10 protein-coding genes are annotated in these 11691 nt (G+C 74.6%); 6 read left to right on the top strand and 4 right to left on the bottom strand.

Translation table 11 applies throughout. From position 1 onward, the window contains the following. Nucleotides 1-50: 50 nt before the first annotated feature. The 3 genes from ACZ52J_RS17900 to ACZ52J_RS17890 are packed head-to-tail and all read right to left on the bottom strand — an operon-like array spanning nt 51 to nt 3126. Nucleotides 51-2165 (bottom strand): putative bifunctional diguanylate cyclase/phosphodiesterase, encoded by a 2115-nt coding sequence (locus tag ACZ52J_RS17900; protein WP_465619856.1) that lies wholly within the window; start codon nt 2163-2165, stop codon nt 51-53. Continuing rightward, nucleotides 2162-2323: a hypothetical protein gene (locus ACZ52J_RS17895; RefSeq protein WP_465619855.1), complete on the bottom strand. Its 162-nt coding sequence runs from the start codon at nt 2321-2323 to the stop codon at nt 2162-2164. Before ACZ52J_RS17895 ends, ACZ52J_RS17900 begins: the two co-directional genes overlap by 4 nt. After that, nucleotides 2320-3126 (bottom strand): SAM-dependent methyltransferase, encoded by an 807-nt coding sequence (locus ACZ52J_RS17890; protein ID WP_360489873.1) that lies wholly within the window; start codon nt 3124-3126, stop codon nt 2320-2322. The genes ACZ52J_RS17895 and ACZ52J_RS17890 overlap by 4 nt, the downstream gene beginning before the upstream one ends. Nucleotides 3127-3370: 244 nt before the next feature. On the opposite strand from ACZ52J_RS17890, the gene ACZ52J_RS17885 reads away from it, so the two are divergent. Then, nucleotides 3371-5152, top strand: a complete 1782-nt coding sequence (locus ACZ52J_RS17885; RefSeq protein WP_465619853.1) for a glycoside hydrolase family 15 protein — start codon at nt 3371-3373, stop codon at nt 5150-5152. A gap of 35 nt (nt 5153-5187) precedes the next feature. Beyond that, the gene (locus ACZ52J_RS17880; RefSeq protein ID WP_465619852.1) at nt 5188-5709 is read left to right on the top strand and encodes an SRPBCC family protein; all 522 of its coding nucleotides are present in this window, start codon (nt 5188-5190) and stop codon (nt 5707-5709) included. Between the two features lie 156 nt (nt 5710-5865). Here the strand turns inward: ACZ52J_RS17880 and ACZ52J_RS17875 are convergent, their stop codons facing one another. After that, a complete protein-coding gene (locus ACZ52J_RS17875; RefSeq protein WP_465619850.1) occupies nt 5866-6456 on the bottom strand; it encodes an antibiotic biosynthesis monooxygenase in 591 nt (196 codons plus the stop codon). 180 nt (nt 6457-6636) lie between these two features. Between ACZ52J_RS17875 and ACZ52J_RS17870 the strand changes: the two genes are divergently transcribed. From ACZ52J_RS17870 to egtC, 4 genes are all read left to right on the top strand, one after another. After that, the gene (locus ACZ52J_RS17870) at nt 6637-7920 is read left to right on the top strand and encodes an aminotransferase class I/II-fold pyridoxal phosphate-dependent enzyme (protein ID WP_465619848.1); all 1284 of its coding nucleotides are present in this window, start codon (nt 6637-6639) and stop codon (nt 7918-7920) included. 301 nt (nt 7921-8221) lie between these two features. After that, nucleotides 8222-9475, top strand: coding sequence for an ergothioneine biosynthesis glutamate--cysteine ligase EgtA (gene egtA, locus ACZ52J_RS17865; protein ID WP_465619846.1), 1254 nt, complete (start codon nt 8222-8224; stop codon nt 9473-9475). Continuing rightward, nucleotides 9472-10908 (top strand): ergothioneine biosynthesis protein EgtB, encoded by a 1437-nt coding sequence (gene egtB, locus ACZ52J_RS17860; protein ID WP_465619844.1) that lies wholly within the window; start codon nt 9472-9474, stop codon nt 10906-10908. Before egtA ends, egtB begins: the two co-directional genes overlap by 4 nt. After that, on the top strand, nt 10908-11657 hold the full coding sequence (gene egtC, locus ACZ52J_RS17855) for an ergothioneine biosynthesis protein EgtC (RefSeq protein WP_360489887.1): 750 nt from the start codon (nt 10908-10910) through the stop codon (nt 11655-11657). The genes egtB and egtC overlap by 1 nt, the downstream gene beginning before the upstream one ends. Nucleotides 11658-11691: the final 34 nt, after the last annotated feature.

Genomic DNA, 11691 nt, shown 5'->3' with positions numbered 1-11691 from the left:
CGCAGCGCCTCACCTCGCAGCGACCCACCTCGCAGCGCCTCCGGCGGAGCTCACCCCTCGACGGGACGGCCATGCGGCTCCTCCGCGATCCGGCGGGCGATCTCGGCCGGCCGCACCGGGCGCCCGAAGTGCCAGCCCTGCGCCCAGTCGCAGCCGATGGTCCGCAGCCGCTCGGCGTCCCTGCGGGTCTCCACGCCCTCGGCGGTGACGGTCAGCCCGAGCGCGTGGGCCATCGACACCAGACCGCTGACGATCCGCCACCCGGTGGACTCGTCCTTGCCCGGTTCGTGCAGGTCGCCCACGAAGGACCCGGCGATCTTCAGCCCGGAGACCGGCAGGTCGCGCAGGTACGCGAGGTTGGACCAGCCGGTGCCGAAGTCGTCCACGGCCAGCGACACCCCGAGGTCGACCAGCCCGTGCAGGGTGCGCAGCGCCTCGTCCTCGGGCCCGACCACCGTCGACTCGGTGATCTCCAGCTGGAGCCGGGCCGGATCCAGACCGGTGTCGTCGAGGATCCGGGCGAGGTCGGAGACCAGCGCGGAGCTGCGCGCCTGACGCACGGCCAGGTTGACGTTCAGTTGCGGCGCGGCGTCACCGAAGCGCTTGATCCAGTCCGCCGCCTGCCCGCACGCCTGCTCCAGCACCCAGCGGCCGAGCGGCATGATCAGCCCGGTCTCCTCGGCCGTGGTCACGAACTCGTCCGGGCCGAGGACGCCGAGTTGCGGGTGACGCCAGCGCACCAGCGCCTCCGCGGCGGCCAGTCGGCCGTCCTCGAGCCGGTAGAGCGGCTGGTAGTCGACGAAGAACTCGCCCCGGTCGAGGGCGGCGGGCATCCGCACCGACACCGCGTAGCGGCTGACCGCGCGGGCATTCTCCTTGGGGTCGAACAGCGTCCAGCGGCCGCGGCCGGCCTCCTTGGCCCGGTAGAGCGTCAGGTCGGCGGCCCGGACCGCGGCGCCCGGGGTGGTCGTGGACACCCGCCGCTCCAGCACGCCCACGCTCGCGCCCACGGCCAGCTTGTGATCGCCGATCAACACCGGCCCGGCCAGGGCCTTGAGCACCGTCTTCGCGGCGGCCACCGCCTCCTGCTCGCCCCGGCAGTTCTCCAGCAGCACCACGAACTCGTCCCCGCCGAGCCGGGCCACCAGGTGGCCGAGCGGGGTGAGGGCCGCCTTCAACCGGGCGGCGACGGCGGACAGCAGCTGGTCGCCCATGTCGTGGCCGAGGCTGTCGTTGACCACCTTGAAGCCGTCGAGGTCGACGTAGCAGAGGCCGAAGCGGGCGCCCGGCTCCGGGTCCTCGAACAGCTTCTCCAGCCGCTCGAAGAAGGCCGCACGGTTGGGCAGGCCGGTCAGCGGGTCGTGGGTCGCCTGGTGGCGCAGCCGCTCCTGCAGCCGGTAGCGGTCGGTGACGTCCTCGAGCATCGCGACCTGGTACTGCGGGCGGCCGTCGTCGTCGCGGATCAGCGAGACCGTCAGGTGCGTCCAGACCACCTCGCCGTCCTGCCGGTAGTACGGCTTGTCGAACTGGAAGTAGTCCCGCTTGCCGCCGATCAGCTCCTCGTACGCCTCCCAGACCCCCGGGGTGTCCTCCGGGTGCACGAGATCGCCGACCCGGCGGCCGGTCATGTCCTCCGGGCTCGCGCCGAACAGCTCTTGCAGGGCCTTGTTGACGGCCAGGATGTTGCCGTCCGTGTCGCCGATCCCGATGCCGATGGCCGCGCTCTCGAACAGCGCCCGGAACCGGGCCTCGGAAGCGCGCAGCGCCCGCTCGGCCTCCCTGCGGGCGGTGTCGGCGGCGGTGCGGATCGCCTCCTGCTCACGCAGCGTGCGCTCACGCAGCGCGGCGGCCCAGCCGGCCGCGAAGGAGCCGGTCAGGGCGGGGCCGCGGGCGTCGGCGAGCGGCTGCGCCTGGAGCAGCTCGACGGCCCGGGCCAGCAGCACCGGGTCGGTGAAGTGCGCGTCGACCAGCTCGGCGCCGGCCTGCGCGGCCAGGCGCGGCTCGAACGGCGCGTCCTCCTGGGCGCGGTGCAGCAGCGCGGCGGTGCGCGCGACCAGCCGGCTGAGCAGGTCGGGGTGGACGGCGATGCCGTGGTCGGCCGAGAGCAGCCGGGCCCAGTCCTCGTGGAACCGCTCGGCGCTGCCGCGAACCGGAGTGGTGTTCATCGGCGCACCCCGGGGCCGCGGCCGGCGCCGGACAGCACGACGCTCCCGGCGGCGCTGGGCAGCACGGCGCTCCCGGCGGCGCCGGACAGCGCGGCGCTCCCGGCGGCCGCCGCGCCGGGCGGGCGGCCGTCGGTGCCTCGTGCGCCGCGTCCGATCAAGGGCGGAACCCCACGCCCGCCACCCCGGTCATCCGCTCGGGGTGCTCGCCGACCGTGTCGGGCTGGTCCGGGCGCCACTGCGGCAGGTAGACCACGCCCGGCTCGACCAGCTCGAAGCCGGCGAACATCGCGGTGATCTGCTCGTGGTTGCGCATGGTCAGCGGGGTCGGCGTCATCTTGTAGAGCTTCTGGTGGTCCTCCGCCTGGTCCGGGCGGCCCTCCAGGGAGGCGTGCGAGAGCACCAGCGCGCTGCCGGGCGGGAGGGCGTCGCGGATCACCCCGATCAGCTTCCACGGGTCCTCGTCGTCGCTGACGAAGTGGGCGACGGCCACCAGCAGCACGGCCACCGGCTCGCCCTCCGCCAGCAGCGCGGTCACCTCGGGGCGGCCCATCAGGTCGTCGACGTCGCGCAGGTCGGCCTGGACGACGAGGCTGGCCGGGTCGTCCTCCATCAGCAGGCGGCTGTGCGCGACGGCGACCGGGTCGCGGTCCACGTAGACGACCTTCGCCTCGGGGCGGATCGCGCGGGCGATCTCGTGCACCGCGCCGAAGGTCGGGATGCCGGAGCCGATGTCCAGGAATCGGGTGACGCCCCGCTCGGCGAGGAAGGTCACGGCGCGGCGCAGGAAGGCGCGGTTGGAGCGCATGATCTGCGGCAGCTCCGGCCACAGGGCCATCGCCTTGCGGGCCATCTCCCGGTCGACCTCGAAGTTGTGCGAGCCCCCGAGGTAGTAGTCGTAGACCCGCGCGGCGTTCGGTTTGTCCAGGTCCGTGCCCTCCGGTACCCAGCTCGGTCGCCGCATGCCTGTGACTCCTTCACTCCGGTTATGGGGCGGCAGTGCCGCACGGACACCGCTGTGACAGATGAGACTACAAGCACAGAAGATCCTCCTCCGCACCCCGAACGGGTGCAAGCGGAGTGCCCGGCTCCTGGCCGGCGGGCGGGCGTGTCGGGTGGGCGTGTCGCGCGGGGATGCGGGTGCGCGGGTGCCCGTGGCGGCCTTCCTGCCGCGCGGGTCGGCGGCGGCGCGTCCCACAATGGGCGTGATGGCCGGAGGCATCGAGGACTACGCCCTCATCGGCGACCTGCAGACCGCCGCCCTGGTGGGTCGGGACGGATCGGTCGACTGGCTGTGCCTGCCCCGCTTCGACTCCCCCAGCTGCTTCGCCGGACTCCTCGGCGACCAGCGCCACGGCGCCTGGCGGATCGCCCCGGCCGGCGCCGCCGAGTGCCACGCCCGCCGCTACCGCGGCGACAGCCTGGTGCTGGAGAGCGAGTGGCAGACCGCCGGCGGGCGGGTGCGGATCATCGACTTCATGCCGCAGCGCGGTCAGGGCGGCCGGCGCGAACCGCAGCTGATCCGGATCGTCGAGGGCCTCGACGGCACGGTGCCGATGCGCGGGTCGCTGCGGCTTCGCTTCAACTACGGCCGGATCGACCCGTGGGTCCGGCGCACCGGACACCACCGGGTCGCCGTCGCCGGGCCCGACTCCGCCTGGCTGCGGGTGCCCGCAGGAGTCCACACGTACGGACTGGACGGCGTCACCACCTCGGAGTTCACCGTCACCACCGGGCTCCGGGTACCCTTCGTCCTCACCTGGCAGCCCTCCCACCTGGCCTCCGCCCCGCGCACCGACCCCGAACAGGCGCTCGTCGCCACCGTCGCCCAGTGGCAGGGCTGGGCGGCCGGCTGCCAGTACCGGGGCGAGTGGCGCTCGGCCGTGCTGCGCTCACTGCTCACCCTCAAGGCGCTCGCCTACGCCCCCACCGGCGGGATCGTCGCGGCGGCCAGCGCCTCCCTGCCGGAGGTGATCGGCGGCGCGCGCAACTGGGACTACCGCTTCTGCTGGCTGCGCGACTCCTCGATGACGCTCTCCGCCCTGCTGCGCGGCGGGTTCCGCGACGAGGCCGCCGCCTGGCGCCGCTGGCTGCTACGGGCCATCGCCGGCGGGCCGAGGCACGTCCAGGCCGTGTACGGGGTCGCCGGGGAACGGATGCTCGGCGAGACCACCGCCGACTGGCTGCCCGGGTACGAGGGCTCGCGACCGGTCCGGTTCGGCAACGCCGCCGTCGACCAGCTCCAACTCGACGTCTACGGCGAGGTGGTGGACACCCTCAACCTCGCGCTGCGGGCCGGAATCCCGATGGAGCGGCATGTCTGGACACTGCTGCGCTCACTGATGGACCACGTGGAGCGGCACTGGCGCGAGCCGGACGAAGGGCTGTGGGAAGTACGCGGCGGGCGGCGGCACTTCGTCCACTCCAAGGTCATGTGCTGGGTGGCCGCCGACCGTGCCGTCCGGCTCGCCGAGGCCACCGGACTGCCCGCCCCGGTCGACCGCTGGCGGGCGCTGCGCGACGACATCCACGCCGACGTCTGCGAACAGGGCTACGACCGCCAGCGCGGCGTGTTCGTCCAGCACTACGGCGGGCGGGGGCTGGACGCGGCGACCCTGTTCGTACTCAAGAGCGGCTTCCTCCCGCCGGACGACCCCCGGGTGGTGCGCACCGTGGACGCCGTCCGTGACGAACTCGGCCACGGCGGACTGGTGCACCGTTACCGGGCCGGGTACCACGGCGACGGGCTGCCGGGCGGCGAAGGAGCCTTCCTGGCCTGCTCGTTCTGGCTCGCCGACGCGCTTGTCGCGACGGGACGCCGGGACGAGGCGCGGACACTGTTCGCGCGGGTGGTCGGACTCGCCAACGACCTCGGACTGCTCTCCGAGGAGTGGGATCCGCGCTCCAGGCGCCAACTCGGCAACACGCCACAGGCGTTCAGCCACGTGGCACTGGTCAACACGGCCTTCGCCCTGGCCGAGCCGGGGTAGCGGACGCGGGGGCGACACGAGGCTAGGGTGGACCCGTGGACCCCAACCACTACCGCTTCCGGGGCATGTGGCGGCTCGCGGCGCCGCCGGACATCGTGTACGCGGCGCTGGCGGACGTACGGAGCTATCCGCTGTGGTGGCCGGAGATCCGCGAGGCCCGGCCGACCGGCGAGGATTCCGGGGAGGTGGTGGTGCGCGCGCTGCTGCCGTACCGGCTGGTGATCGGCCTGGAGGCGAGCCGGCGCGACCCGGCCGCCGGGGTGCTGGAGGCGACCATGCGGGGCGACCTCACCGGGTGGTCCCGGTTCACGGTGACGGCGGACGGCGCAGGACGGGCGCGTTGCGCGGCCGACCGGGACGGCGCGGGCCGCGCAGGCAGCTCGGGCGGCGCGGGCAGCCGGGTGCTGTTCGAGGAGGACACCCGGCCCGGCTCGGCGCTGTTGCGCCGGCTCGCCCTTCCGCTCCACCCGGTTTTCCGGGCCAACCACGCAGTGATGATGCGCCGGGGGCGGCGGGGGCTCGCGGCGTACCTGGCGGCGGGCGGGGGTGACGGATGACGGCTGACAACTTTCAGCGAACAGATGACAGCTGACAGATTTCGAAATCTGTCAGCTGTCATCTGTTCGCTGTCGCCTGTCGTCTGTCGTCTGTCGTCTGTCAGCTGACATCCGTCCGCCCGTCGCCCCCGCTCGCCCGCCGACACCCGCCGCCCCTCACCCCTTCGCCCCCGGAAACAGCCACCGCCGCAGCGCCCGCGTCACCACCGGCAGCGCCGCGTACGTCATCAGCAAGCTGATCAGCGGCGCGGTGACCAGCGGTCGGACGGCCACCGGCAGGCCCGTCAGGTGCGGCCCGAGCACGACCGCGGAGACCACGACCAACGGCGCGATGGCGATCGTCGAGGCCACCGCCATCTTCCAGCGCACCGGCGGTCGGCGCTGCGCGGCGCCCGGGGTGGTGGCGAACCAGCCCTCCATCCCGTGGATCTCGTGGCGATGGACCTCGTGGTGGTGGCCGTCCGCCTTGGCGAAGCAGGCTGCCCGCACCGGGGAGGTCTGCCAGGAACGGAACGCCTCGGCGTCCCGGAAGTGCAGCAGCAGGTGCCAGGGTTCGTCCGGGCCGGACGGACGCAGCAGCCCGGTGCCGAGGTTGCCCGCGTGTTCCGTGGCCGCGGCGAGGATGTTCTCCGCCCACCGCTCGAAGGCTTTCTCGTAGCCCGGCTCCACCCGCCGTGCCACGAACAGCGTGACCTCCTCGCCTTGGTCGGTCTGCTCATCGACCGTCCCCCGTACCGTCGCCGCCATCCTCGCTGCCCCTCTCCCCGTGCGTCCCCGCGTCTGCACCCCCGTGCCTCACCGCCGCGAGCCGCCGGGCAGCCTACGGGCCGTCCGGTGATCCGCCCACCCTGCGCCCGAACCGTGGGACGAGACGGCCCCGCCGGGACTAGCGTGGCCGGAGCGTCCCGACGCACCGGAGGCCCGCCCATGACCGCCACGCCCCCTACGCCCACCACACCCGCCACACCCACCGGCCCTATCGGCTCAGCCGGCCGCCTCGCCTTCGGCTTCGACGCCCCCTTCGACCGCACCGGCACCGGCAGCAGCAAGTGGGCCCGCGCGGGCGGCGCCCCCGGGGTGGTCCCGATGGGCCTCGCCGACATGGACCTCCCCGGCCCGCCCGCCATCGCCGAGGCCCTGCGCCAGCGGGCCCGCCACCGCGCGTACGGCTACACGGTGTGCGACCCGGCGGGCCGGCCGCTGGTGGCGGACTGGTACCGCGCCCGGCACGGCGTCGACGTGGATCCGGACTGGGTCCTGCTGCTGCCCTGCGGCCCGCGCACCGCCCTGCGCGTGCTGCTGGAGGCCGTCCGGCCGGACCCCGGACGGCCGCAGCCGCCCGTCCTCTTCCCGACCCCCGAGTGGGGCGGCTTCGCCCAGCTCTGCGGCGCCGCGCGCGTCGCGTACCGGGAGCTGCCCCTGCCCCTCGGCCCCGGCGGCTACCGGCTCCCGGACGGCCCGCTCCCCGGGCCCGCCACCGCCGTACTGCTCAGCAGCCCGCACAACCCCTCCGGCCGGGTCTGGCCCGCCGACCAGCTGCGCGGCCTGGCCGAGCGGGCGGCAGAGGCGGGCGCGCTGCTGGTCTCGGACGAGGTGCACGGCGACCTCACCCACCCGGACATCGCCCACCCGGATATCGCCCGCCCAGGCATCGCCCATCCAGACCCCACCCACCCCGGCCGGGGCCACCCCGTCGCCGTGACCGCCGTCGACCCGGCGCACCGGCACCTCGTCGTCACCCTCAACTCCGTCGGCAAGACCTTCAACTGCTCCGGCATCCCCAGCAGTTTCGCCCTCGTCCCGGACCCTGGGCTGCGCACCCGGTTCGCCGACGCACTGGCCGGCTACGGCCTCTGGGAGGGCGGCCTGCTGGAGCAGACCGTGCAGCGGGCGGCGCTGTGCGAGGGCGGCCCGTGGCTGGACGCGCTGCTCGCCCACCTCGCCGCCGCCCGCACCCGGCTCACCGACCGGCTCGGGCCCGCCGTCCGCTCGGCCCCGCAGGCCTCCTACCTGCTCTGGCTGGACGCCGCCGCCCTGGGCCTGCCGCCGACGGCCGCCCGGCAGGCCCTGTTGGAGCGCTGCGGCCTGGAGGCCTCCGACGGCGCCGAGTTCGGCTCCGGCGGCCACGGTGCGCTGCGGTTGAACTACGCCCTGTCGGGCCCGGTGCTGGACACCGTCCTGGCGCGGCTGGAGCGGCTCGACCTCGGGTGACCCCGGCACATGCCGGGGTCACGCACCCCGTGTACGCGCTCGCGTACAAGCCGCCCAAAACCCCGCAATCACCCGTTCGCCACGCCCCTGGCCTGCGGAAACCAACGTTCACGCGATTTTTGCGGAGCGCCCCCGCATGCTCCGTAGCAGACTGGGCAAAGTAGACCGGGCCGCAATCGTGATCCCGAGGATGGTGAGTCCGGTGATACCCATATCCCACACCACTCCGCCCGACCGGCAGAGCGCACCACCGCCCCCGACGGGGGTGACCCCGCTGACCGAATCGGGGGCGCGCAGCCACGTGTCGGGTGTCTGTTTCAAGATCGGACCGCCCCGACTGGTAGGTGTCGAGGTCGAGTGGTTCGTCCATGACGATCGATGTCCCACCCGGCCCGTCCGGCCGGAACTGATCCACGCCGCACTGGAGTCGCTGCCCCTCGGCGGCACCGACGGCACCTCGCTCCCCTCCGGTTCGCGCCTCACGCTCGAACCCGGCGGACAGGTCGAGCTCAGCTCCCCGCCCGCCACCGGCCTCCTGGCCTGCGTCGACGACACCCGACGCGATCTGACCGCCCTGCGGGCCGCCTTCGCGGCACAGGGCCTGCGACTCACCGGCACCGGGACGGACCCGCTGGCCCGCCCCCGACGGATGGTGCTGGACCACCCCCGCTACCTCGCGATGGAGCGCTTCTTCGACTCCGCGGGGCCCTGGGGCCGGATCATGATGACCGGTACCGCGTCGGTGCAGGTGTGCCTGGACGCCGGCGAAGCGGACGGCCCGCACGCCGTGGAGCGCCGCTGGCAGCTGGTCCACCGGCTGGGCCCGGTGCTGGTCGCCGCCTTCGCCAACTCCCCGCTGCTGGACGGCAGGCCGACCGGTCACCGGTCGACCCGGCAGACCGTCTGGTCCCGGATGGACCCGACCCGCACGCTGGCCCCGGAGCCGGACCACGGCGACCCGCGCGAGGCCTGGGCGCGGTACGTACTGGACGCCGAAGTGCTGTGCATGCAACGGCCTGAGGGACTGCCGTGGACGGTCCCGCCCGGGCTGACCTTCCGTGAGTGGATCCGCGGCGGAGGCGAACGACCGCCCACCCTCGCCGACTTGGACTACCACCGCACCACCCTCTTCCCGCCGGTGCGCCCGCGCGGCCACCTGGAGCTGCGGATGATCGACGCCCAGCCCGGGGACGGCTGGACGGTGGTCACCGCGCTGGTCACCGCGCTGCTGGACGACCCGGTGGCCGCCGATGCCGCGCTGGCCGCGCTGGAGCCCCTCGCGTGCGCGGACGGTCCGCGACCGCCGCGCAACGACGTCTGGTGCCGCGCCGCCACCCTGGCGGTCGCCGACCCCGAACTGCGCCGCGCCGCCCTCACCTGCTTCGCCGCCGCCGACGCCGCACTGGGCCGCCTGCCCGGTGCCGGGCGGCTGCGCACCGCCGTCGCCGAGTTCGCCGAGCGCTACCCCGCGCGCGGCCGCTGTCCGGCCGACGACCAGCTGGACGCCCTGCGCTCCGGCACCCGACGCACTCCCACGGAGGAGGCCGCCCCATGACCGACGTCCGACCGAACGGCCCGACCGCAGCCCCCGCCCAGGAGGTCGGCGCAGCACCCGGGATCGAGGATCGCGGCATCGAAGACCGCGGTTCCGAGGCCGCACGCGGCATCGAGGCACCCCGCGGCATCGAGGACCTGCGCGAGACCATCGCCGCCGAGCTGTCGGCCGCCCGCGCCCGGACCGCCGCGCTGACCGACTGCGTCGAGGACGGCGACCTCACCGCCCAGCACTCCCCGCTGATGTCCCCGCTGGTCTGGGACCTCGCGCACATCGGCAACCAGGAGGAGCTCTGGCTGCTGCGCAACGTCGGCGGCCGGGACCCGATGCACCCGGAGATCGACGGGCTGTACGACGCCTTCCAGCACCCCCGGGCCGAACGCCCCAGCCTGCCGCTGCTGCCGCCCGCCGAGGCCCGCGCGTACGCCCATGAGGTGCGCGGCCGGGTGCTGGACATGCTCGCCGCCAGCCCGCTGGAGGGCGCGCCGCTGCTGGAGGCCGGGTTCGCGTTCGGGATGATCGCGCAGCACGAACAGCAGCACGACGAGACGATGCTGATCACCCATCAGCTCCGCAGGGGCGCGCCGGCCCTGGCCGCTCCCCCACCGCCGCCCGCACCCGTCGACGCCGCCACGCTGCCCGCCGAAGTCCTCATCCCCGCAGGACCGTTCACCATGGGAACGGACACCGAGCCGTGGGCGCTGGACAACGAGCGCCCGGCCCACACCGTCGACCTGCCGGCCTTCCTGCTGGACACCACGCCGGTCACCAACGCCGCCTACCAGCGCTTCATCGCCGAGGGCGGATACGACGACCCGCGCTGGTGGACGCCGGAGGGCTGGACGCACCGGCAGCGCGCCGGGCTGACCGCCCCGCTGTTCTGGCAGCGCCAGGGCGGCGAGTGGCTGCGCCGCCGCTTCGGCGCAGTCGAGCCCGTCGAGCCGAACGAGCCGGTGCTGCACGTCAGCTGGTACGAGGCGGACGCGTACGCCCGGTGGGCCGGGCGGCGGCTGCCGACCGAGGCGGAGTGGGAGAAGGCGGCCCGGCACGACCCGGTCACCGGCCGCTCCCGCCGCTACCCCTGGGGCGACCGGACCCCCGGCCCCGAGCACGCCAACCTGGGCCAGCGCCATCTGCGCCCGGCCGGGGCCGGCTCCTACCCCGAGGGACAGTCCCCGTACGGCGTACGGCAGTTGATCGGCGACGTGTGGGAGTGGACGGCCGACGACCTCCACCCCTACCCGGGCTTCCGGGCCTGGCCGTACCGGGAGTACTCGGAGGTCTTCTTCGGCCCCGAGTACAAGGTGCTGCGCGGCGGCTGCTTCGCGGTGGCGCCGGTCGCCTGCCGGGGCACGTTCCGCAACTGGGACTACCCGATCCGGCGGCAGATCTTCGCCGGGTTCCGCACCGCCCGCGACGCGGAGCGCGACTGATGTGCCGCCACATCGCCTACCTGGGCGAGCCCGTGGCTCCACAGGAGCTGCTGGTGCACCCGCCGTACGGGCTGTACCGGCAGTCCTGGGCGCCCCGGACGCAGCGGTTCGGCACGGTCAACGTGGACGGCTTCGGCCTCGGCTGGTACGCGGACGGTGACCAGGTGCCCGCCCGCTACCGCCGGACCGGGCCGATCTGGGCCGACGAGACCTTCGCCGACCTGGCCCGGGTGGTCCGCACCCGCGCGCTGCTGGCCGCCGTGCGCTCCGCCACCGAGGGCTGCGCGGCGGGCGAGAGCGCGGCCGCGCCGTTCGCCGCCGAGCGCTGGCTGTTCAGCCACAACGGCGCGGTGGCCGGCTGGCCGGGCAAGCTGGACGCCCTGGCCGCGCTGCTCCCGTCGGCCGAGCTGCTGGAGCTGGAGGCGCGCACCGACTCGGCCCTGCTGTGGGCCCTGACCCTGCACCGGCTGCGGGCCGGCGCCGGGCTCGACGAGGCCCTGGCGGGCACCGTCGCGGACGTCGCCGCGCACACCACCGGGCGGCTCAACCTGCTGCTCACCGACGGCACCGCGCTCGCCGCGACCACCTGGGGCGACACCCTGCACCACCGGACCCTGCCGGGCCTCGGGACGGTGGTGGCCTCCGAGCCGTACGACGACGGACCGGGCTGGACGCCCGTGCCGGACGGCTCGCTGCTGCTGGTCGGCGGCCACGGCGTCACCGTCCGTCGGCTCCCCAGTCACTACTGACCCTCCACCCTCCCTTCATCTTCTGAACAGAGGA

This window comes from Kitasatospora sp. NPDC034035, assembly GCF_055575755.1.
This window is presented reverse-complemented; position numbering and strand designations above follow the sequence as displayed.

Bases quoted from the DNA above. Each gene is read 5' to 3' on its own strand.
- ACZ52J_RS17900 (WP_465619856.1), bottom strand. From the start codon at position 2,165: ATGAACACCACTCCGGTTCGCGGCAGCGCCGAGCGGTTCCACGAGGAC.
- ACZ52J_RS17890 (WP_360489873.1), bottom strand. From the start codon at position 3,126: ATGCGGCGACCGAGCTGGGTACCGGAGGGCACGGACCTGGACAAACCG.
- ACZ52J_RS17885 (WP_465619853.1), top strand. From the start codon at position 3,371: ATGGCCGGAGGCATCGAGGACTACGCCCTCATCGGCGACCTGCAGACC.
- ACZ52J_RS17875 (WP_465619850.1), bottom strand. From the start codon at position 6,456: ATGGCGGCGACGGTACGGGGGACGGTCGATGAGCAGACCGACCAAGGC.
- ACZ52J_RS17870 (WP_465619848.1), top strand. From the start codon at position 6,637: ATGACCGCCACGCCCCCTACGCCCACCACACCCGCCACACCCACCGGC.
- egtB (WP_465619844.1), top strand. From the start codon at position 9,472: ATGACCGACGTCCGACCGAACGGCCCGACCGCAGCCCCCGCCCAGGAG.
- egtC (WP_360489887.1), top strand. From the start codon at position 10,908: ATGTGCCGCCACATCGCCTACCTGGGCGAGCCCGTGGCTCCACAGGAG.